The organism is Stenotrophomonas sp. CS3K5 (assembly GCF_059515225.1).
In genome coordinates, this window is record NZ_JCAKRX010000002.1 from 350413 (window position 1) to 370999 (window position 20587).

Sequence of the window (20587 nt, forward strand, 5' to 3'; positions counted from 1 at the left end):
GGTCAGGTGGTGCTGGCCGTTGCCAGCAGATGGTTGATCGCCCAGCGCAAGGCCAGGGGCTTGAACGGTTTGCTCAACAGCGACAGGCCCGCCGCCCGCACCGCGTCGCGGGTGGCGCTGCCGGTATCGGCGCTCAGGATCACGGTGGGGCGGGGCCCGTGCAGGGCCGCCTGGCGCTTCCACAGCGCCACGCCGGTATCGCCATCATCCAGGTGGTAGTCGAACAGCCACAGCGCAGCCTGCTGCGCCGAGGACCCGATGGCTGCTACGTCCGTCACTGCAGTGACCTCGCATCCCCACGACAGCAGCAGCTGCCGCAGCGCCTGCAGCGCCTCTTCGTCGTTGTCCACAATCAGCACGTGAACGCCCTTGAGGGTGCTGTTGCCGATGGCCGCCGGCACGGCGCTTGGCATGGCCGGTGGCGTGGCGCGTGCCACGCTGATCGAGAAGGCTGAGCCGCGCCCCGGCGCACTGCGCAGCTGTAGCGGTGCGTCCAGCAGGTCGGCGATGCCGCGGGCGATGGTCAGGCCCAGGCCCAGTCCCTGGCCGTTGCTGCGGTCGACCCGATGGAACTCCTCGAAAACAACCGCCTGCTGCTCCGCTGCGATTCCGGCGCCACTGTCGTGCACGCCGATCGACAACCGCTCCCCCTGCCGGCGGACGCCCAGCAGCACGCCGCCGTGGCGGGTATAGCGGATCGCATTGGCCAGGAAATTCTGCAGCACCCGGCGCAGCAGCAAAGGATCGCTGTGGACCCAGGCGCCGGTGCGCACATAGCCGAAATGCAGTCCGCGGGCTGCGGCAAGCACGGCAAACTCCTGGGCCAGCGGGTCCAGTACGCTCGACAAGGCGAACGGTCGCGGATCGGCGACCAGTCCGCCGGCCTGCAGGCGCGAGATGTCCAGCAGCCCCGACAGCAGGTCATCGGTGGAATCCAGCGCGCTGCGGATCTGGCGCAGGAAGCTGTCGAGGAACTCCGATTCGATGTGCTGCGACATGGCATCGGTCAGCAACTGCGCCGCGTGCAGCGGCTGGATCAGGTCGTGACCGACGGCGGTGAGGAAGCGGGTCTTGGCCACATTGGCGCGCTCGGCCTCCTGCACGGCATGCTGCAACTGCGCGGTGCGCTCCTGCACGCGGCGCTCGAGGGTTTCATTGCTGCGCTTGAGCGCATCTTCGGCACGGCGGAAGGCGGTGACATCGGTGAACGTGGCGACGTAGCCGCCGCCCGGCATCGGATTGCCGCGGATCTCCACGATCGTGTCATCCGGGAACACGCGCTCGGACAGGTGCGGCGTGCCGCGGCGCATGTGCGCCACGCGACGCTGCAATGCCCTGGCTGGCGAATCACCGTCCGCGTTGCCGATGTCCAGTTGCCCCAGCGCCCACGCAGTGAGGTTCGCCACCGGCTGCCCCACCTGCAACAGCTCCGGCGGGAACTTGAACAGCGCGGCATAGCGGCTGTTCCAGGCCACCAGCTGCAACTGTGCATCGACCACGCTGATGCCCTGGCTCATGTTCTCCAACGCAGCCTCAAGCAGGCGCTGGTTGAAGCGCAGTACCTGGGTGGCTTCACCCACCGCGCGGGTGACCGCTTCCAGCGGGGCGGCACCGCCGTCACGTGCCGCTTCGACCAGCAACCGGGCCATGCCAGCGCCGACCACCGCCGTCAGCTCGCGTTCGATGGCCGTGACCCGATCGTCATCCAGCAGCTGTCCGGCGTACCCTCCCATCAACTGGCGCGCACGTTCCTGCCCCAGGAAACGACCTGCGGTCCTGCGCAACGAGGCTGCCGCCACCGCGTCCTGGCGGGGCGGCAATGTCGGCCGCACCGCGCGTGCCACCAGGGCCACGGTCAGCAGATTGACCGCCAGGCTGGCGCCCATGCTGAGCGCGATATGCCCCGGCTGCAGGCGCAGCGAGACCACGCTCAGCCAGTGCAGCGCGTCGGTGTCGGCCGACGGCGATGCGGCGGGGATCACCATCGGCAGCAGCACCAGCCACAGCCAGGCCAGCGAGCCCAGCACGATACCGGCGATGATCGCCGGGGAGGGCGTGCGCGGGCGATAGACTGCCAGCAGTACCGCCGGTGCCAGCTGCGAGAGCGCGGTGAACGACATCAGGCCGAAGTCGCTGAGCGCCTCGGTGCCGCTCATCGCGCGGCTGTACAGCCACGCCATCAGGAACACAACAACGATGCCGGCGCGGCGGAACGCCAGCACGCGCGGCCGCAGGTCGGCGCTGGCCACACCGTGTTCGATCCCGCCCAGCAGGCGCGAACCGAAGCCATGGTTGCCGAGCATGATCGACAGCGTCAGGCCGGACAGGATCATCATGCCGGTGGCCGCGCTCAGGCTGCCCAGATAGGCCAGCAGGGCCAGCAGGTGGTGCCCGTCGGCCTGCGGCAGGGCCAGCACATACAGATCCGGCGATACCGACGCCGGCAACGCCGCGCTGCCGGCCAGCGCCATCGGTACCGACGGCAGTCCGATCAGCAGCAGGTAGACCGGGAACATCCAGCGCGCCGTCTTCAGGTCCGACGACTGGCGCAGCTCCACCACGCCCACATGGAACTGGTGGGGCAGGGTGAAGGCAGAGATCGCACCGAGCGCGACCATGGTGAGGTAGTCCGGCAACACCACCGGCGCTGGCAGCTGCGTCATCTTCTGCAGCAGCGGCGTTCCAGCCTGCTGCACCGAATGCGCGGCGTACAGGCCGATGGCCAGCAACGCCACCAGCTTCAGGATCGATTCCAGCCCCAGCGCCACCACGATGCCATGATTGTGCTCGGTGGCCGAGGCCTTGCGCGCGCCGAACAGCAGGGTGAACGCAGCCATCGTCAGCGCGAACCAGAACGACATGTCCAGCTGCCAGCCCGCAGGCGCGAAGCGATCGCCCAGCAGCGCGCCCAGGCCCTGGCTGACCGCTTTCAGCTGCAGCGCGATGTAGGGAATGATGCCCAACAGCGCCACCAGGGTGATGGTCATGCCCAGCCCCTGGTCGGCGCGCAGGCGTGCCACCACCAGGTCGGCGATGGTGGCGCTGTTGTGCTGCCTGGCCAGCCGCCCCAGGCGCACAAGGAAGGGCAGGCCGAAGGCAAAGATCAGCGCCATGCCGACCAGCGTCGGCGGAATCGGGACGCCCCATTGCACGCCCTGCGAGGCTGCCCCGTAATAGGTCCACGCCGTGCAGTGCACGGCCAGCGACAGCGCATAGATCACCGGCCAGACCCGGGCCAGCCGATGCCCGCGGCGCTCGCCCCACAGCGCCACGCCGAACAGCAGTACGGTCCACGCAATGCAGGCGAACAGGACGACAGAGGGCGTCAACATCACTCCAGTGTAGAGAGAACCCGGACCGGGCGGCGCTAGCCGGCCAGCACGATCAGTGACAGCTGCTCAGCCACCACTGCCAGCGCGCCATCGGCAACCCGCTCGACCGCCTTGTGCTGGGTCAGCAGCCATTGTCCGGGCTGGCGCGGTTGCAGCGACAGCAGCCGCGAGCGCACCTGCACTTCAGCCCCACTGGCTACCGGTGCCAGGAAGCGCACCTTGTTCAACCCGTAATTCAGCACATGCGCAATGCCAGGGAAGCCGGCCAGTGCCGCCACGTCGTCCTCCACCGTCAGCGACAGCAGCAGGAAGCCGTGCGCGATGGTCTGCCCGCCGGGCAGGTGGCTGCGCGCCCGCGCCGGGTCGACATGGATCCAGTTATGGTCGCCGGTTGCATCGGCGAAGGCATCAATGCGCGACTGCGCCAGCTGCGTGGCGCGTCCCAGCCGCTCGCGTGCGGCCCATTGCTGCAGGGGCGCAAGCGCGGCGGGCAGCGCGCCGTCGCTCATCGCACCCGATCCAGCAGGACCAGGATCGCCTCGCGCGCTTCGGGCTCGTTCAACATCGGCGCGTGGCCTACGTCGGGCACTTCCACCAGCCGTGCAGTGTCCGAACTGCTGGCCATCTGCCGGGCAACATCGGCCGGCAGAATGTCCGACAATGCGCCGCGTACCACCAGTACCGGCACCCGCGCGGTCAGGCCGCGCACCGCCCGCCACAGCACCGGCCGCAGCAGCCACAGCAGCCAGGGCCGGGTGGTGCGGATCACCGCCGGGTCGTAGTCCAGCTCCAGCAAACCATCGCCGCGCGGCCGGAACGTGCGCACCGCCATCGCACGCCAGTCGTCCGGCCCGAAACGCGGGAAGGACGCTTTGCCGATCGATTCGACGTAGGCGGTGGCCTGCGGCAGATCCATCGGTGGCACAGGCTTGCCGGCATATTTGCCGATCCGCACCAGTGCCTCGCGCGGCACCTTGGGGCCGGCATCGTTGAGCACCGCCGCAGCGATCAGCCCCGGTGCGCGCGAGGCGAGGGTGATGGTGACCAGCACGCCCAGCGAGGTGCCGACGAACACCGCCTTGCCGATGTTCTGCGAGTGCAGCAGCGCCACCATGTCATCGGCATACGTGCGCGGGTTGTAGCTGGCCGGGTCCTTCGCACGTTCCGAGCCGGCGCGCCCGCGCAGGTCAACGGCGATCACCCGCCATCCTGCCGCAGTGAGTGAATCGGCCAGCGCATCGAAGTCGGCACCGTTGCGGGTCAGGCCCGGGATGCAGACCACCGTGCCGCGTGGCGCCTGCCCGGCGGCCGGGGCATGGTCGCGCGCATGCAGGCGCAGGCCATCGTTGCTGTTCCAGTACAGATCTACACAGGACTGCGTCATGCAGAGGGTTCCTAGAAATCGTAGCGGACGCTCAGGCTATATTGGCGCGGCGGTCCGTAGAAGCCAATCAGGGTGCCGACCGCCGGGATGTTGTAGCCGGTGGTGCGGTACGCCTTGTCGGCCAGGTTGGTGCCCTGCAACGAGAAGGTCCAGGCATCGTCACGGCGCCAGATCACACCGGCATTGACCAGTCCATAGCCGTCCTGGCGGATCACCGGGCTCAGGTCGGTGGTCGGCCATACCTCGCTCTGGTAGCTGTAGCCCACCCGCGCCGAGAGATTGCCGCCGTTGGCCAGGTCGGTGCGGTATTCCACGTTCAACGCGCCGGAAAAATCCGGAGCATTGGTGAACTTCATCTGGTCGGCCACATTGACGCCGCGGTCCATGTACTCGTCGTACCGGGTGTCCAGCCAGGCCAGGTTGCCCGAGATCAGCCAGTGCCGGCTCGGCAGGTACTGGTACTCCAGTTCCAGGCCCTTGACGGTGCCGGCGCCGGCATTGGTGAAGTCGCCGAAGAACGAATCGTCGATGCCATCGCCATTGGTGTCCAGGCCGGTGAACACCGACAGCTGGATATCCTTGTACTTGTTGTAGAAAGCCGACAGGTTCAGGAACAGGCGCTGGTCGAGGAAGGCCATCTTGCTGCCCACCTCATAGCTGTCCACGGTCTCGTCATCGAACGGCTCGGCCGAGCGCGGCACTGCCACGGCATTGGCGCGGATGTTGTAGCCGCCGGACTTGAAACCACGCGTGGCCAGCCCGTAGACCATGATGTCCGGAGTGATCTGGTAATCCAGCGAGACCTTGGGCGAGACATTCTTGAAGTTGGTCTTCTTGTCGAAGTCTGCGGTCACCGCCACCGGCCGGCTGAAGCCCGGGTCGGCGTAGAGGCGGTTGAGCACGATCGCGCGCTTGTCCTCGTCGGTGTAGCGCGCGCCCACGTCAAGCTTCAGCGCGCGGGTCAGGTCGAAGGTCCAGTCCGCGTACAGCGCGATGCTGTCGGTCAGCACCTTGCCCTGGTTGTCGGCGAACTGCGCGCTGAAGTAGTTGTTCTGGATCTGTCCACCGGCCTCGCCGCTGAACTGGTAGACCCCCACCACGCCACGCACGCGGCCGCCGGCATCGTAGTTCAGCTGCACTTCGTTGCTGACCTGGTTGTCGTTGTAGGTGCCGCTGACGTCGGCCAGCTTCACCGGCGTGGTGTCGAAATCGATATTGGCCGCGCTGTCCGATTCACGCTTGGCCACCACGTACTTCACCGCAACATCTTCATTGGGCCGCCAGTTCAGCGTGGCCGATGCGCCCTTGGTCTCCACGTTGTTGAGGTTGCGCATGCCCGAACGGATGTCGTAACGGCTGTCCATCGGCGCGTAGGCGCGCAGGAACGGGTTGGGTGCCAGCATCTTCGAGCCGCGCATGCCGGACTGGTCATCGATCCAGTCCAGTGCGAACTGCACGTCGAGGTCATCGCCAGCGTAGGCGCCCAGGTCCAGGCGCGCCGCGTTGATCTGCTTGTCGCTGACCGGCTGGCCAGTGAAGGTGTTCTCGCCGAAACCGTCGTGGTTCATGCTGGCCACCGCCACGCGGGCACGCAGGCCGCTGTCGGCACCCCCGATGGGGCCACCAAGGGCGGCCTTGGCGTCGAGCTGGCTGTAGTTGCCCACCGTGATCTGGGCGAAACCCTCGGTCTGGGTGGGCAGGCCGCGCGAGATGTACTTGATCGCGCCGCCAATGGTGTTCTTGCCGTACAGCGTGCCCTGTGGCCCGCGCAGCACTTCGATGCGCGACACATCGAACACATCCAGCAGCGCGCCCTGCGGCCGGGCGATATACACATCATCCAGGTAGATGCCCACGCCGGGGTCGGCGCCCCAGGTGGGGTCGGACTGGCCGATGCCGCGGATATAGGCAGTGACCGTGCTGCTGGCGCCGCGCGCCGCATAGATGGTCAGATTGGGCACCTGCGCATCGAGGTCGCTGATGTCCTGCACGTTCATCCTGTCCAACGCCTCGGAGGTGAACGCGGTGACCGCCACCGGCACTTCCTGCAGGGTTTCCTCGCGCTTGCGCGCGGTCACCTTGATGCTGTCCAGATTGGTCGGGGTGGCAGAGCGGGCCGTGGCCGGTCCGGTCGCCGGCGCCTCCTGCGCCAGCGCCGGCGCGGAGGCCAGCAGCATGCCGATCATCAGGCTCAAGCCATTCCGTCTCATTCCATCCTCCCCAGGCAGGTCCATTGCAGATGGCCCGATGCCACCCCTGCTGCCAAGGCTAGCGGTGTCATCCGGCGCTCACGAGTGGACCTAGGTCCAGTCGGCAGCCGCGCCCGGATGCGGATACTGGCCACGCGCCCCCGCCGCACGTGCTGCCCGGTACCCCGTCACCCACGACTCATGCAGGAGGATCTGGCCATGAAATCCGCATTCGATTCAATCAAGGCGATGTTGCTGGTGCTGTGCACCGGGTTGGCTACGGTCGGCAGTGCCTTCGCTGCCGCGCCGGCCGGGCACTGGGACATCGCCCTGTACGGCAATCTGTTCGGCGCCCGCGAATATCAGGTCTGGGTACCGGCCGGCTACGACGGCGCCCAGCCATTACCGCTGCTGCTGGTCCTGCACGGCTGCGTCAACGGCCCGAACCTGATGGGCGAGGCCTCCGGGTTCAACGATGTGGCCGACACCGAGGGCTTCCTCGTGGTCTATCCACGGCAGAACGTCACCTCCAACCCGGCGCGCTGCTGGAACTGGCAGCTGCCGATCAACCAGGCCCGCGACAGCGGCGAGCCGTCGATCCTGGCCGGCATCGTCGACAAGGTGAAGGCCGACTACAGCGTGGATCCGCATCGGGTCTATGTGAGCGGCATTTCGGCCGGCGGTGCGATGACCTCGATCATGCTGGCCTGCTACTCGGATGTGTTCGCCGCCGGCGCCATCCATTCCGGCGGCATGTTCAAGGGCGCCACCACCATTTCCGGCAGCGCGTATGCGTTGCTGGCCGGCAGCATCTATTCGCCGGACAGCAACGGGCGCCTGGCCTGGCAGTGCTCGGGCTCGCCCTCGCCACGGCCGCTGCCGGTTCTGGTGTTCCATGGCAGCGCCGATCTCACCGTCAACCCGGTGAACGGGCAGCAGGCCGTGCGCCAGTTCCTGCAGACCAACGACCTGGCCGATGATGGCCTGGACAACGATTCGGTGAAGTACCAGCCGACCAGCACCTATCACGGCCAGGTACCGGGTGGGCGCGCCTACACCGTGGATACCTACCGCTACGGCGGCCGCACGCTGGCCCAGCATTATGTGGTGCAGGGCATGGGCCATGCCTGGAGTGGCAGCCAGTCGGGCCTGCCGTTCACCGACCCGAAGGGCCCGGATGCCACGCTGATCACCTGGCTGTTCCTGAAGGACTACCAGCGCTGAGCGGGCAGGGTAGAGCGCCGGGTTGAGGCGGGTCGGCCGCAGGTGTCGGATGGCACCTGCGGCCACCGCCGCCGATCCGCTATCGTGAGCGCCCCAACTTCTCCTACGTGCCAGCGCATGGACGCCACACCGGACACGGCCCGAACCCGGCGCTGGCTTCACGCCTTTGTCCTGTCGGCCGCGCTGCTGGCCGCCGGCTGCGCCGATACAGCGGTGCCGGCCCAGGATCCGGGTGCGGATATCGAAGCGGTGGCCCAGACCCTGATCGAGCAGCCATTGCTGCACTCGGCCTCGATCGGCGTTGTCCACCGTGGCCAGACGTTCATCCGTCATCGCGGCGCCATGCAGTCCGGAAAACCGGGTGCGCCGACCGATGCCACCCTCTATGAGATCGGCTCGTTGAGCAAGACCCTGGCCGGCACGCTGGTGGCCAATGCGGTGCTGGAAGGCAAACTGGGGCTGGATGACGACGTTCGCACCTACCTGCAGGGCGACTATCCGAACCTGCAGTACCAGGGCGCGCCGATCCGCATCCGCCACCTGCTGACGCACACCAGTGGCCTGCCGAACATGCTGCCGGAGCGCGCGAACACGATACTGGCCGACTTCACCGATCACCGCACACCGGCTGAGCTCAATGCCCTCTACGCCGGTTACGGCAAGGCCGATTTCCTCAACGATCTGCACGCCGTGCGGATTCCCCGGGCGCCGGGCAAGGAGTACGCGTACTCCAGCGCCGGATCCCAGTTGACCGCGCACATCCTGGAACGGGTCTATGGGCGTGACTATGAGGCCCTGCAACGTGCGTTCTTCAACACTGCCGCTGGAATGACCGGCGTTACGATCACCCTCGGTGACGCCGACGCATCGCGACTTGCGGTCGGCTACCACAGCGACAACCCGGTGCCGACCACACCCATGCCGGAGTTGCCATGGGGCGCATCCGGCAACGTGAAGGCCACCGTGCCCGACATGGTGAAGTACCTGCAGTTCCAACTGGCCAACGGGCCGGTGGTGAAGGAGTCGCACCGCGCCCTGGCCCGGTTCGACGACGAATCCAGCATCGGCTACTTCTGGAACATCGTTGCCGGCGATCCGCTGAAGGGCACCTACTATGCCCATCATGGCGGCGTGCCCCGCTCGCAGTGCTACATCTACATCATGCCGAAGCACGACCTGGGCATCTTCGTCATCACCAACCAGAGTGGCGAGCAGACCGCGCACGCCATGGAAGCGGCGATTGACACCCTGGTCGAGCGGATCGGCGCGCGCAACCGGCGATAGAAGCGGCGCGCGGCTACAGCAACAGCAGCGCGCCGATCAATGCCGGCGGCATCACCAACACGCCTACGCGCAGGAAGTCGAACGCGCTGACATGCTCGCCTTCGCGGCGTAGCGCCACCAGCCACAGCATCGTGGCCAGCGAGCCGGTCACTGACAGGTTCGGGCCCAGGTCCACCCCGACCAACAGCGCTGCGCGCGTCTGTGCGGGCAGGTCAGCCATCTGGCCCAGCGAGCCGGCCGCCAGTCCGACCGGCAGGTTATTTGCCACGTTGCTGAGCAAGGCAGCTGCGCCACCGGCCAACCAGCCGGCCTGGCGCGGCGACGTCTGTGCCACCGCCTGCAGCGCATCGGCCGCAGCCTGGATGACGCCGGTCTGCGCCACCGCTTCCACCAGCACGAACAGGCCAGCCACCAGCGGCAACACGCCCCAGGACACATGCCGCAGCAGCGGTACAGGGCTGCTGCGCTGACGGATGGCCACCACCGCCACGCTCAGCGCGCCCGCGCAGAATGTGGCCAGGCCGAGCGGGCCGTTCAGAGCGGAGGTCAGCAACAGTACGCTGCCGGTGAACAGCACGCCCCACGCACTCAACCGGCCACCCTCGGACAGCGGCCGGTGCTCGGGCGCCGCCACCAGCGGCTGGGCAATCTCGCGCCGATGCACCCTGCGCAGCACCAGGTAGGTGGCACCGATCGCGGCCAGCGAAGGCAACGCGAACTGCCCCAGCCACTGCAGCAGGGGCGGCATATGCGCGCCGTACACCACCAGGTTGGCCGGGTTGGAGATCGGCAGCACGAAGCTGGCCGCATTGGCGATGAACGCGCAGACGAACAGGTAGGGCAGGGGATTGGCGCGCGCCGCCTTGCAGGCGGCGTAGACGGCCGGCGTCAGCACCACCGCCGTCGCATCATTGGAAAGGAACACGGTCACCACCGTGCCGACCAGGAACACCAGGTCGAACAAGCGCCGCCCCGACCCGCCGGCATGCCGGACCGCATACAGTGCCAGCCAGTCGAACAGCCCTTCGCGCCGGGCCAGTTCGGCCAGCGTCATCATGCCGACCAGGAACAGGTAGACGTCGCGACCTTCGGCTGCTGCGCCCCAAGCCGTGGCGGCCGACACCGCTCCACTGAGCGTCAGTAGTGCGACAGCCGCCAGCGCCCACACATACTCCGGAATGCGCAACGGCCGGAACAGCAGTCCGGCCGTGGCAATGGCTACGGCGGCCCAGATGATGAGGGAAGAAGAGGAGGTGAGCATGCAGTGGGAGGTCTCAGCTGCGCTGCCGTGCGGATGCGCGGCCCGTCTCCGGTACACGCATCGCCAGCAGGAACGCTCCCGCTGCAATCACGGCAAGTGCAAGGAAGGCGGCATCATACCCTGCGAACTGCACCACCAGGCCTGCCAGGCCCGGACTGAATGCCGCGCCCACGCCGAACACGGTGGACACGGCGCCGAGGGTGACATTGAAGCGGCCGGTACCTTCGGTCAGGTCGCTGACGATCACCGGCAGCAGCGCGCCGAACAGGCCCGCGCCGATACCATCGAGCAACTGCACGCCCAGCAGCCATGCGGGTGCATCGGACAGGGGGTACAGCGCCGCGCGGATCGGCAGGATCAGGAAGCCTGCCAGCAGCAGCGGGCGCCGTCCCCACGTGTCTGCACGCGCCCCGACCAGCCATGCCATCGGGATCATCACCAGTTGCGCGGCCACGATGCACCCGGCCGTCATCGTGGTGGCCAGGGCGGGAGCGCTCAGCGCCAGTTTCTGGCCCACCAGCGGCAGCATCGCGGCATTGGCCAGATGGAACAGTGCGCAGCATGCGGCCAGCACCAGCAGGTTGCGGTCATGCAGCAGCAGTCGTGCCGACGCGGGCGCGTGATCGGTGTCGGTGGCAGCGTCCATGCCGCGTGCGCGCTGGTTGTCGATCGCCTGCGCGGGAATCGAACGCAGCGCCGCGAGGCTGGCCACGGTCAGCACTGCCATCAGCGGGAAGACCACCACCGGGCCCCACAGATAGGCCAGGGCGCCGGCCAGCACGGCGGCCACTGCATTGCCGGCGTGGTTGAAGGTTTCATTGCGCCCCATCCGGCGGGCGAAAGCGCGGGGACCGCCTACACCCAGCGAGATGGCCGCGATCGCCGGGGCGATGACCGTAGCGGCCACTGCACTGAGCGCTTGGGTCAACGCGATCAGCGTGAACGAATGCATCCACGGCAACAGCAGGCAGGTGCCGGTGACCAGTATCGCGGCCAGCGCAAGCGCCGCCCGCTTTGCCGCGATGCGGTCCATCAACGCACCGGCCGGGGTCTGGGTCAGCAGGGCGACCACCGCCGAGACCGTCATCACCGCACCGATGCTGGCCGGCTGCCAATGGTGCACGGCCAGCAGATAGACCGCCAGATAGGGCCCCAGTCCGTCTCGGACGTCGGCGAGGAAGAAGTTCAGGCCATCCAGACCGCGCTCCGCGCGCGCGGCGATGGCAGGGGCAACTGGCAGTTCGGTCACGGGGCGATTCACGGCTGCAACGGGTCGCCGGAGCGGGGGCGGGGCTGCGAAGTTATGCGGGTCAGGCTGTGATGATCGTGTCGCGCATCCCGCGGCGTGACTTCAGGCACTGCAGATTAACTACAGATGTAGTCATTCTGCTCCGGCACTCACCGAATGAGGCCATCATGAAATCCGCACACAGGTTCTGCCACATACTCGCCTTGGCGCTGCTGATGCCGCTGTCGGCGCGGGCGGCCACGGCCGATGATGCGCTTGCCACGATCGACCGCAACGCCCGTGCAGCGCACTCCGATGCCGTGCTCGTCAGGCACGACGGGAAAACTCTGCTGGAACTGAAGCCTGCGTCTGGACAGGACAGCGTTCATCTGATGTCAGCCACCAAGTCGGTGATGGCGCTGGCCATCGGGCTGCTGCTGGACGACGGCAAGCTGGCCTCGATCGATGAACCGGTCAGCCGCATCTACCCCGAATGGAAACAGGGCCAGAAGCAGCACATCACCGTGCGCATGCTGCTGGACCACACCTCAGGCCTGCAGAACGTGGCCAATGCCGGCCAGGAGCTGGAAGGCGCGCCAGACCTGGTCAAGCTGGCCCTGGCTGCGGAGTTGAGCCATGCCCCCGGCACCACCTTCTCGTACAACAACAAGGCCACCAATCTGCTGCCGGGCATCGTGCAGCATCTGGCCGGTAAGCCGCTGGATGCGTATCTGCACGCACGTCTGTTCAAGCCGCTGGGCATCACCCACTACGCGTGGATGAAGGACGAGGCCGGCACCCCGTTGGGCATGGCCGGCCTGTCGCTACGAGCGACCGATCTGGCGGCGATCGGGCAACTGCTGCTGGATGACGGTGTGGCACCGGATGGAACACGTTTGCTGAGCGCGCGATCAGTAGCACTGTTGACCGCTGAGAGTGCACGCTCGCCCGACGTGGGCCTGCTGTGGTGGCGGATTCCGGCTTGGGAGCGCTATCAGTTGAAGCCGCAGCTGGCCGATCTGTTGTCCGAGCGCGGGGTGGAGGCCGGCGTGCAGGCGGCCCTGCAGTCCACCGCCGGGCGTACCTTCGACAGCAAGAACGCGCTGGTCGCTGCCTTGGCCGAACCACTGGGTCCTGAGTGGCCGCAACGCTATGGCACCGAAATCACCGGGCGCGGGCTCAAGCTCTCCGATCTCTACGACATCGCGCGTGGCCCTGTCGTTGGCTATGCCGCCAACGGCTATATGGGCCAGTACCTGCTGGTCATCCCCGAGCAGCGCGTAGTGGCGGTGCGGCTGATCCACCGGCGTGATACCCACGTTGCGCCACGCGACGACTACGGCGGCTTCTTCGCGGACGTCCTCCAGCTGGCGCAGGCCCTGCGCTGAGGATCGGCACCCGCGGCACGCCAACGCATCCCACCGGGCGCCGTACCCCCTGTGCGATCCGGCAGGCGCCGGCTCCCAAGGCGCCCGGCCGCACCACTGCAACCAGGCGCGCAGACGCGCAATGCACTCAGGCTGACAGCTCCTCACGCACGATCTTCGCCCCCGCGCTGAGTGAACGCAGCTTGCCGCGTGCCACCGCGCGCGGCAGCGGGGCCATGCCACAGTTGGTGCTCGGGTAGAGCTTGTCGGCATCAACGAACTGCAGCGCCTTGCGCAGGGTGTTGGCTACGTCCTCTGGTGTTTCAACCGCGTGCGAGGCCACATCGATGGCGCCGACCATCACCTTCTTGCCGCGCACCAGCTCGATCAGGTCGATCGGCACATGCGAGTTCTGGCATTCCAGCGAGATGATGTCGATGCTGGAGCGCTGCAGCTTCGGGAACGACTCTTCGTACTGGCGCCATTCCGAACCCAGCGTCTGCTTCCAGTCGGTGTTGGCCTTGATGCCGTAGCCGTAGCAGATGTGCACGGCGGTCTCGCACTTCAGCCCTTCAACCGCCCGTTCCAGCGCCGCCACGCCCCAGTCGTTCACTTCATCGAAGAACACGTTGAAGGCGGGCTCATCGAACTGGATGATGTCCACGCCGGCCGCCTCCAGTTCCTTCGCTTCCTCGTTGAGGATCTTCGCGAACTCCCAGGCCAGCTTCTCGCGGCTCTTGTAGTGGGCGTCGTACAGCGTGTCGATCATGGTCATCGGGCCGGGCAGCGCCCACTTGATCGGCTGCCCGGTCTGCCGGCGCAGGAACGTCGCGTCCTCCACAAACACCGGCCTGGGGCGGCTGACCGCGCCGACCACGGTCGGCACGCTGGCGTCGTAGCGGTTGCGGATGCGCACGGTTTCGCGCTTCTGGAAGTCGACACCACTGAGGTGCTCGATGAAGGTGGTCACGAAATGCTGCCGGGTCTGCTCGCCATCGCTGACGATATCGATGCCGGCGTGCTGCTGTTCCTGCAGCGAAAGGCGCAAGGCGTCCTGCTTGCCTTCAACCAGGCCGTCATCCTGCAGCTTCCAGGGTGACCACAGCGTTTCCGGCTCGGCCAGCCAGGAGGGCTTGGGCAGGCTGCCCGCGGTGGAGGTGGGGAGCAGTATCTTCGTCGGCATTGCGGGGTGTGTCCTCGGGGTGCGAATGAGAAGCGATGGATCAGCGGGCGGCCCACTGCTCAAGCACCGCGCGGTACGGCTTGATGAAATGTTCTTCGGTGAAGCGGCCCTGCTTGACCGCCAACTGGCTGCGCTCCTCGCGGTCGTAGACGATGCGGGTGGAGGAATAGTCCTGGTGCTTCAGGCTGGGCTGGTAGACCTTGCCGGCCACCGAATTGGCGTTGTAGATCTCCGGGCGGTAGATCTTCTGGAAGGCTTCCATGGTGCTGATGGTGCCGATCAGTTCCAGGTTGGAGTAATCGCCCAGCAGGTCGCCCTGGAAGTAGAAGGCCAGCGGCGCGACGCTGCCCGGCGGCATGAAGTAGCGCACCTGCAGCCCCATCTTGTCGAAGTACTGGTCCGTGGCGGAGAACTCGCCCTGGCGGTATTCCACGCCCAGGATAGGGTGGTGGTTGCCGGTGCGGTGGTAGGTCTGGCTGCTGGACACGCTGATGCAGATCACCGGCGCCTTGCTGAAGTTGGCGCGGTAGGCCTCAGACTGCAGGAAGTGCTTGAACAGCTTGCCGTGCAGGTCGCCGAAGCCTTCCGGAATGCCAAACGTCGCCTTGCCTTCATTGCTGGCTGGCAGCACCACGCTGAAGTCGTAGTCGCGCACATAGGACGAGAAGTTGTTGCCGACGATGCCTTCGATGCGCGCGCCGGTGCAGGTATCGACGATGGTCGGCCGCAGCACCTCAATCAGCGGGAAAGGGTCTGCATCGCTGGCGTCATCGATGTGCATCTCCACCGATATGATGTCCAGCTCAACGCTGTAGCGATCAGCGCCCGGGTTGTCCCAGTGCGCCAGATCGTTGAAGCGGTTGTTGATCATGCCCAGCGTGTTGCGCAGGTTCTGCTGGCGCGCGTCGCCTCGGGCCAGGTTGGCGAAATTGGTGGTGATGCGCGTGCCGTCAGCGGGTTGGTAATCCTCGTTGAAGGGAATGCGCGAGATGCGGAAGGTAAAGGTGTCGGTGGTCATGGGCGGCGTTCCGTGGTGCGGGGTGGCATCCGAAGGCAAAGGGGGAGGGCATTCGGCATTCAGAGCGTGGCAACGGTCTCGGCCACGGCTGGCGCGCGACGGCGTGGCAGCGCCAGCAGCGGCAGCGCCCGCTGCACGGCCAGCCGCGCCCGCTCGATCAGGGCGTGGCTGTGCAGCCGGCCGTCGGCGAAATCGCGGTCGGTGGCGTACACGCCCAGCGGCAGAGTGCGGGCCTGGAAGAAGCTGAAGAGCGGCCGCAGCTGGTGGTCGATCATCAGCGCGTGGCGCTCGCTGCCGCCGGTGGCGGCCAGCAGGATCGGGGTATCGACCAGCGCGTCCTGGTCGATGAAGTCGAAGAAGTGCTTGAACAGGCCGGTGTATGAGCCGCGATAGACAGGCGTGGCCACCACCAGCACATCGGCCTGTTCGACGCTGGCCAGCGCGTGCTGCACGGCGTCCGGCAGCTGCGAGCGCCACAGTGCACCGGCCAGCTGCGGGGCCAGCTGGCCCAGCTCGATCAGCTGCGGGTCGCTGGGCGTGTGCTCGCCGATCACATCGAGCAGGTGCTCGCACAGGGTGGCGGCCCGGGAGGGGCGCTGCAGCCCGCCGGAAACGGCGACGATACGAAGGGGGCGGGTAGGCGAAAGCATGAGCCGATGCTAGCCACGCCCTTCCATGACGTAAAATGGTATTACTTCACCAATCCATGAGCAGGATTCATCGTCATGCTGGAACGGATCCACCTGAGCATCGTGCAGCAGGTCGAGCAGCAGGGCTCGCTCACCGCCGCCGCCGGCGTGCTCAACCTGACCCAATCGGCGCTGAGCCACAGCATGAAGAAGCTGGAGCAGCAGCTGGGCACTGATATCTGGCTGCGCGAGGGCCGCAGCCTGCGGCTGACCCAGGCCGGGCAATACCTGCTGGCCGTGGCCAACCGGGTACTGCCGCAGCTGGACCTGGCCGAAGAGCGGCTGGGCCAGTTCGCCCAGGGCGAACGCGGCACGCTGCGCATCGGCATGGAATGCCACCCCTGCTACCAGTGGTTGCTGAAGATCGTCTCGCCGTACCTGGCCGCGTGGCCGGATGTGGATGTGGACGTGAAGCAGAAGTTCCAGTTCGGCGGCATCGGCGCTCTGTTCGGCTATGAGATCGACCTGCTGGTCACGCCGGATCCATTGATGAAGCCCGGCCTGAAGTTCGTCCCGGTGTTCGATTACGAACAGGTGCTGGTGGTGGCCAAGGACCACGCCCTTGCCAGGGTGGACCATGTAAAGCCGCGCCAGCTGGCCCAGGAAGTGCTGATCAGCTACCCGGTGCCGTTCGAGCGGCTGGACATCTACAACCAGTTCCTGCTGCCGGCCGGCATCACCCCACGGCGCCACAAGGCCATCGAGACCACCGACATCATGATGCAGATGGTAGCCAGTGGCCGCGGCGTGGCGGCCATGCCGCGCTGGCTGGTGGAGGAGTACGCCGAGCGCATGGACGTGGTGCCGGTACGGCTGGGCGCCAAAGGCATCCCCAAGCAGATCTACCTGGGGGCGCGCCAGAGCGACACCGGCATCGACTACCTGGAGGCCTTCATCGAGCTGGCCCGCCATAGCACGCCCATCGCCCGCGCCGCACACGGGGCCGCTTGATGTCCGCATTGCTTTCCGCGCGGGCGCAGGCCTTCATCAACGCCTTTTCATTGGAAGTCAGCGCCAAGGCGCTGCCGGCGCTGCGTGAACAGGCTGTCCGCATCGCACCCGGCACGCTGGTCTCCATCCCTTATCTGGCCAGCGAAGACGACGAGGCACGGCTGGCCGCGGCGCGCACGGTGCGCGAACTGGGCTTTGCGCCGATGCCGCATGTTTCCGCACGCCGCGTGCCGTCGCGCGCGGCACTTGAGCGCTTCATCGTCCGCGCCGTCAGCGAGGCCGGTGCCGAGCGCTGCCTGCTGATTGCCGGCGATCTGTCCACGCCCGCTGGACCCTTCGCAGACAGTGCCTCGATCATCGCTACCGGCATCCTCGAGCGCGCCGGCATCAAGTCGGTCGGCATCGGCGGGCACCCTGAAGGCCACCCGGCGATGGGCGATGCGCAGCGCTGGCAGGTGCTGGCGCACAAATGCCAGGCCATCGAAGCACGCGGCATGGCGCCGATGATCGTCACCCAGTTCGCGTTCGATGCCGACCTGGTGCTGGCCTGGCTGCACGCGCTGCGTGGCCATGGCATCAGCCATCCGGTGCTGCTGGGCGTGCCGGGCCCCGCCAGCATTGCGCGGCTGGTGCGCTACGCCACGATGTGCGGCGTGGGTGCCAGCACCTCGATGCTGGCCCGCTACGGCATTTCAATTGGCCGGTTGCTGGGAACCGCAGGCCCGGAGGTGTTGGTGGATCGCCTTATGCAGGGCTTGCGCGACGACGATGGCCCGGTCAGCCCACACATCTTCCCGTTCGGCGGTGTCGCCCCCTCGCTGGACTGGATCGACATGTATCGGCAGCGTGGCACCCCAGGCAGCCGCTGAACGACCTGGCCCGCGCCCAATCGAGGCCCGCTTTCGCGGGCTTCGTCGAGCCACAGAGGCGTTTCGTCGCAGATCTCCTTCCGCAGCGGCGTGTTCGGCTAGGCTGCGCGCACTGACTGCCAGATTGAAGGGACCCATGAACCGATGGTTGTTGCTGGCCCTTGCCGCATTGCCCTGCGCCGCCGGTGCCGTGGTGATCCGTCACGACGTTGACGATGCCCGCTACCGCATCGAGGCCGCCGCGTTCCCGGCACTGGCCGACATGCCGGGCGAAGGGCATGGCGTTCTCATTGCGCCGCGCTGGGTGCTTACCGCAGCGCATGCGGCGCCGATGGAAGGCATGGGCGCAACCGTCGCCATCAACGGGGCGAACTACGGCGTCGAACGGGTCGTCCTGCATCCCGGCTTCAAGCGCATGCCGGAAGCCCTGGGGAAAGAGGCCATGGCTACCGGCAGTGCGTCGAAGATCCATGCGTTCCTGGCCACCTCCGATGACATCGCGCTGGTCAGGCTGGCGACGCCGGTCAACGATGTGCAGCCGGTCGCTCTCTATCGCGGTACTGGCGAGGCCGGGCAGGTTGCCGCGCTGATCGGAAAGGGCGCTACCGGCACCGGCGCCGTTGGGCTGGTGCCGGATGGGTCGCATCGCACATCGCTGCGCCGGGCCTGCAACGCCATTACCGGTGGCAATGATCGCTATCTCTGGTATCGCTTCGACGCACCGCCGCAGGGGCTGCCGCTGGAAGGCGTGTTGGGCAGCGGCGACAGTGGCGGGCCGCTGCTGATCACCGTGGACGACCGCCCGCGACTGGTCGGGCTGGGCTCGTGGATCACCGCCGTGCCCGAGCATGCGCTGGAAGCGGGCTTCTACGGCCAGATGGTCTACAACGTCCGCGTCTCACGCTACGTCGACTGGATCGAGAACGTGATGAGCCGGGAAGACGACCTGTAGAGCCGAGCCATGCTCGGCTAAAGCTCTCCACCACATCGGTCATCCTCAGGCACGCCACCTGCCAACCACTGCAACGCCCGATCCCTCCGGGCGCACCCGCGTACTGGCGTGCGCGGTCAGCCCCAGCCCGGCCATGATCAGGCCCTCCATCACCCGGGGGGCAGCGTATTGCGCCAGCTCGCCATTCTCGCGGGCGCGCTGGGCGGCCAGCAGGACTTCCATCACCACGCGCAAGCCCGCCAGCGAGCAGTCGGTGTCGGCGAGGGCGACACGCCGCCCAGGCAGTTGATGGCGCTCTGGCCAGGGCTGTCCATCGGAGGCCGCGTCTGCGCCAATGCTGTGCAGCCGGGCGGTGAGCGTGTTCGGGTCCAGCGTGGGGCCAGTCGCAGGCGCGTCGTGGATCGGGTGTGGGGCAGGGGGGTACGGCGTGTTGCTCACGTGGCGCGTGAAGCCTGTCGTACCGGTCAACGCTGGGGATGGCGCATGTCTGGCGGGCAGCTCACAAGGCCGGCATTGCTGATCGCCTGCCGCGTGCCACAGGCAGGGCAGGCCAGCACGGTCCCCCCGGCTACATGCTCCATGTCCTGCTCGCTCCAGACGCTGGCCGCCCCGCAGGCCGTGCAGGTGGCTTCAATCTGCAGCGCACGGGCCAACCCGCCCTCTGCGCCCAGCCGATAGGTGAGGTTGGTGATCTTGAAAATGCCGGTATGACTCATCGGAACGCCAGATTAGGTCTACAGCAGGAAGATAGGGCCGGGCAGATGGCAGGCGCGTTGATGCGGTGTTGAGGCGAGGTGGAACCGGATTCAGTCACCACCACGCGAATTGAATTCCTCAAGCCTGGCACGGCTGACCGACTGGTGATTGCCGCAACCCGGGCAGCTGAGCGCAGCCGCCCCATCGAGGTCGACCAGCCCGTGGCCGGGAATGGCGCGGAACTGCCTGGAGCACTTCAGGCAGGCGCAATCAATGCGGGTGACCTGCAGCAGGGTGCCATCTGCACGTGTCACTCCTTCGACGCTTGTTACATAGAACTGTCCGATGTCACGCATGAAGATGAACAAAGCCCTGAACGTGGGGCGCCCATCATGCCTGCTGGTACACGACCCAGGGCCGGTTGAATTCTGAAGAGTTAAGAATGCAGCGCCGGGGTGCATCTTGAATGGGATGCTAGAGTGTGAGTGCGTGCCGACGTGGCACTGCTTTTCCAAGGCGAAGACCATGCCCATCCGGGCCGTTGTATATGCAAGTGAAGTAGCCGAAGGTCTTTCGATTGAACACCTGGAATCTCTCCTCGCCGATGCGGCGAGGTTCAACCGGGTTGCCGGCGTGACCGGCGTGCTGCTGCATGATGGCGTTCGATTCGTGCAGTACTTCGAAGGCCCCGAAGACGGGGTGGCCAGCGTGTATGAGCGTGTCCTGCAATCGAGCAGCCACACCGGCCTTGTCGAGCTGGCGCGGGGCCGTGTTTCAACCCGGCAGTTTCCCTATTGGTCGATGCAGCAGCTTCCCGCCGACCAGCTTCTGGTGGGCAGGCTGGCCCGGGCCGACTGGTCGCGCTTCAAGATCAGCGAACCAGAAAACATCGTAGGCTCGGTGTGGGGTATCGATGTACTGGCGGCCGCCGTGGCGCCATACGTACAGGCCGCCTAGCCG

The 20587-nt window shown here is 66.8% G+C and carries 19 protein-coding genes; 7 read left to right on the top strand and 12 right to left on the bottom strand.

What is annotated here, in order from left to right:
• Positions 1-2: 2 nt before the first annotated feature.
• The 4 genes from AC5YGJ_RS04190 to AC5YGJ_RS04205 are packed head-to-tail and all read right to left on the bottom strand — an operon-like array spanning position 3 to position 6902.
• Complete coding sequence (locus AC5YGJ_RS04190) at positions 3-3332, bottom strand: hybrid sensor histidine kinase/response regulator (protein WP_496185822.1); 3330 nt, start codon at positions 3330-3332, stop codon at positions 3-5.
• 35 nt (positions 3333-3367) lie between these two features.
• Positions 3368-3841 carry a MaoC/PaaZ C-terminal domain-containing protein gene (locus tag AC5YGJ_RS04195; RefSeq protein WP_409461414.1) on the bottom strand — a complete coding sequence of 158 codons (474 nt, stop codon included), beginning with the start codon at positions 3839-3841 and terminating at the stop codon, positions 3368-3370.
• Positions 3838-4716, bottom strand: a complete 879-nt coding sequence (locus AC5YGJ_RS04200; RefSeq protein ID WP_496185823.1) for an alpha/beta fold hydrolase — start codon at positions 4714-4716, stop codon at positions 3838-3840. The genes AC5YGJ_RS04195 and AC5YGJ_RS04200 overlap by 4 nt, the downstream gene beginning before the upstream one ends.
• A gap of 11 nt (positions 4717-4727) precedes the next feature.
• A complete protein-coding gene (locus tag AC5YGJ_RS04205) occupies positions 4728-6902 on the bottom strand; it encodes a TonB-dependent receptor (protein WP_496185943.1) in 2175 nt (724 codons plus the stop codon).
• 222 nt (positions 6903-7124) lie between these two features.
• On the opposite strand from AC5YGJ_RS04205, the gene AC5YGJ_RS04210 reads away from it, so the two are divergent.
• Both AC5YGJ_RS04210 and AC5YGJ_RS04215 read left to right on the top strand, forming a co-directional pair.
• Positions 7125-8129, top strand: a complete 1005-nt coding sequence (locus AC5YGJ_RS04210) for an extracellular catalytic domain type 1 short-chain-length polyhydroxyalkanoate depolymerase (protein WP_496185824.1) — start codon at positions 7125-7127, stop codon at positions 8127-8129.
• Between the two features lie 117 nt (positions 8130-8246).
• Positions 8247-9413 carry a serine hydrolase domain-containing protein gene (locus AC5YGJ_RS04215; RefSeq protein WP_496185825.1) on the top strand — a complete coding sequence of 389 codons (1167 nt, stop codon included), beginning with the start codon at positions 8247-8249 and terminating at the stop codon, positions 9411-9413.
• Positions 9414-9426: 13 nt separating this feature from the next.
• Here AC5YGJ_RS04215 and AC5YGJ_RS04220 read toward each other — a convergent pair whose 3' ends face one another.
• Positions 9427-10674, bottom strand: a complete 1248-nt coding sequence (locus AC5YGJ_RS04220; protein ID WP_496185826.1) for an arsenic transporter — start codon at positions 10672-10674, stop codon at positions 9427-9429.
• Positions 10675-10687: 13 nt separating this feature from the next.
• Positions 10688-11923, bottom strand: coding sequence for an MFS transporter (locus AC5YGJ_RS04225; RefSeq protein WP_496185827.1), 1236 nt, complete (start codon positions 11921-11923; stop codon positions 10688-10690).
• 167 nt (positions 11924-12090) lie between these two features.
• Between AC5YGJ_RS04225 and AC5YGJ_RS04230 the strand changes: the two genes are divergently transcribed.
• Complete coding sequence (locus tag AC5YGJ_RS04230) at positions 12091-13290, top strand: serine hydrolase domain-containing protein (RefSeq protein ID WP_496185828.1); 1200 nt, start codon at positions 12091-12093, stop codon at positions 13288-13290.
• A gap of 127 nt (positions 13291-13417) precedes the next feature.
• Here AC5YGJ_RS04230 and AC5YGJ_RS04235 read toward each other — a convergent pair whose 3' ends face one another.
• The 3 genes from AC5YGJ_RS04235 to msuE are packed head-to-tail and all read right to left on the bottom strand — an operon-like array spanning position 13418 to position 16120.
• On the bottom strand, positions 13418-14452 hold the full coding sequence (locus AC5YGJ_RS04235; RefSeq protein WP_496185829.1) for a methionine synthase: 1035 nt from the start codon (positions 14450-14452) through the stop codon (positions 13418-13420).
• A 40-nt stretch (positions 14453-14492) separates the two neighbouring features.
• Positions 14493-15470, bottom strand: coding sequence for a DUF1852 domain-containing protein (locus AC5YGJ_RS04240; protein WP_309340782.1), 978 nt, complete (start codon positions 15468-15470; stop codon positions 14493-14495).
• A gap of 59 nt (positions 15471-15529) precedes the next feature.
• Positions 15530-16120: an FMN reductase gene (msuE, locus tag AC5YGJ_RS04245; protein ID WP_249843994.1), complete on the bottom strand. Its 591-nt coding sequence runs from the start codon at positions 16118-16120 to the stop codon at positions 15530-15532.
• Positions 16121-16195: 75 nt separating this feature from the next.
• On the opposite strand from msuE, the gene AC5YGJ_RS04250 reads away from it, so the two are divergent.
• The 3 genes from AC5YGJ_RS04250 to AC5YGJ_RS04260 all read left to right on the top strand — a co-directional run bounded on the left by AC5YGJ_RS04250 (position 16196) and on the right by AC5YGJ_RS04260 (position 18931).
• The gene (locus AC5YGJ_RS04250) at positions 16196-17110 is read left to right on the top strand and encodes a LysR family transcriptional regulator (RefSeq protein WP_496185830.1); all 915 of its coding nucleotides are present in this window, start codon (positions 16196-16198) and stop codon (positions 17108-17110) included.
• On the top strand, positions 17110-17979 hold the full coding sequence (locus AC5YGJ_RS04255; RefSeq protein WP_496185831.1) for a methylenetetrahydrofolate reductase: 870 nt from the start codon (positions 17110-17112) through the stop codon (positions 17977-17979). The genes AC5YGJ_RS04250 and AC5YGJ_RS04255 overlap by 1 nt, the downstream gene beginning before the upstream one ends.
• Before the next feature lie 136 nt (positions 17980-18115).
• Positions 18116-18931 (top strand): S1 family peptidase, encoded by an 816-nt coding sequence (locus tag AC5YGJ_RS04260; protein WP_496185832.1) that lies wholly within the window; start codon positions 18116-18118, stop codon positions 18929-18931.
• 45 nt (positions 18932-18976) lie between these two features.
• Here AC5YGJ_RS04260 and AC5YGJ_RS04265 read toward each other — a convergent pair whose 3' ends face one another.
• The 3 genes from AC5YGJ_RS04265 to AC5YGJ_RS04275 form a co-directional block, all read right to left on the bottom strand.
• Positions 18977-19369, bottom strand: a complete 393-nt coding sequence (locus tag AC5YGJ_RS04265; RefSeq protein WP_496185833.1) for a hypothetical protein — start codon at positions 19367-19369, stop codon at positions 18977-18979.
• A gap of 26 nt (positions 19370-19395) precedes the next feature.
• On the bottom strand, positions 19396-19647 hold the full coding sequence (locus AC5YGJ_RS04270; RefSeq protein WP_107230574.1) for a hypothetical protein: 252 nt from the start codon (positions 19645-19647) through the stop codon (positions 19396-19398).
• A gap of 90 nt (positions 19648-19737) precedes the next feature.
• Positions 19738-19983 carry a hypothetical protein gene (locus AC5YGJ_RS04275; protein ID WP_496185834.1) on the bottom strand — a complete coding sequence of 82 codons (246 nt, stop codon included), beginning with the start codon at positions 19981-19983 and terminating at the stop codon, positions 19738-19740.
• Between the two features lie 169 nt (positions 19984-20152).
• On the opposite strand from AC5YGJ_RS04275, the gene AC5YGJ_RS04280 reads away from it, so the two are divergent.
• Positions 20153-20584 carry a BLUF domain-containing protein gene (locus AC5YGJ_RS04280; RefSeq protein WP_496185835.1) on the top strand — a complete coding sequence of 144 codons (432 nt, stop codon included), beginning with the start codon at positions 20153-20155 and terminating at the stop codon, positions 20582-20584.
• Positions 20585-20587: the final 3 nt, after the last annotated feature.

Coding starts and splice junctions, on each gene's coding strand:
- AC5YGJ_RS04190 (WP_496185822.1), bottom strand. CDS start 3,332: ATGTTGACGCCCTCTGTCGTCCTGTTCGCCTGCATTGCGTGGACCGTA.
- AC5YGJ_RS04195 (WP_409461414.1), bottom strand. CDS start 3,841: ATGAGCGACGGCGCGCTGCCCGCCGCGCTTGCGCCCCTGCAGCAATGG.
- AC5YGJ_RS04200 (WP_496185823.1), bottom strand. CDS start 4,716: ATGACGCAGTCCTGTGTAGATCTGTACTGGAACAGCAACGATGGCCTG.
- AC5YGJ_RS04205 (WP_496185943.1), bottom strand. CDS start 6,902: ATGATCGGCATGCTGCTGGCCTCCGCGCCGGCGCTGGCGCAGGAGGCG.
- AC5YGJ_RS04210 (WP_496185824.1), top strand. CDS start 7,125: ATGAAATCCGCATTCGATTCAATCAAGGCGATGTTGCTGGTGCTGTGC.
- AC5YGJ_RS04215 (WP_496185825.1), top strand. CDS start 8,247: ATGGACGCCACACCGGACACGGCCCGAACCCGGCGCTGGCTTCACGCC.
- AC5YGJ_RS04220 (WP_496185826.1), bottom strand. CDS start 10,674: ATGCTCACCTCCTCTTCTTCCCTCATCATCTGGGCCGCCGTAGCCATT.
- AC5YGJ_RS04230 (WP_496185828.1), top strand. CDS start 12,091: ATGAAATCCGCACACAGGTTCTGCCACATACTCGCCTTGGCGCTGCTG.
- AC5YGJ_RS04235 (WP_496185829.1), bottom strand. CDS start 14,452: ATGCCGACGAAGATACTGCTCCCCACCTCCACCGCGGGCAGCCTGCCC.
- AC5YGJ_RS04240 (WP_309340782.1), bottom strand. CDS start 15,470: ATGACCACCGACACCTTTACCTTCCGCATCTCGCGCATTCCCTTCAAC.
- msuE (WP_249843994.1), bottom strand. CDS start 16,120: ATGCTTTCGCCTACCCGCCCCCTTCGTATCGTCGCCGTTTCCGGCGGG.
- AC5YGJ_RS04250 (WP_496185830.1), top strand. CDS start 16,196: ATGCTGGAACGGATCCACCTGAGCATCGTGCAGCAGGTCGAGCAGCAG.
- AC5YGJ_RS04255 (WP_496185831.1), top strand. CDS start 17,110: ATGTCCGCATTGCTTTCCGCGCGGGCGCAGGCCTTCATCAACGCCTTT.
- AC5YGJ_RS04260 (WP_496185832.1), top strand. CDS start 18,116: ATGAACCGATGGTTGTTGCTGGCCCTTGCCGCATTGCCCTGCGCCGCC.
- AC5YGJ_RS04270 (WP_107230574.1), bottom strand. CDS start 19,647: ATGAGTCATACCGGCATTTTCAAGATCACCAACCTCACCTATCGGCTG.
- AC5YGJ_RS04275 (WP_496185834.1), bottom strand. CDS start 19,983: ATGCGTGACATCGGACAGTTCTATGTAACAAGCGTCGAAGGAGTGACA.
- AC5YGJ_RS04280 (WP_496185835.1), top strand. CDS start 20,153: ATGCCCATCCGGGCCGTTGTATATGCAAGTGAAGTAGCCGAAGGTCTT.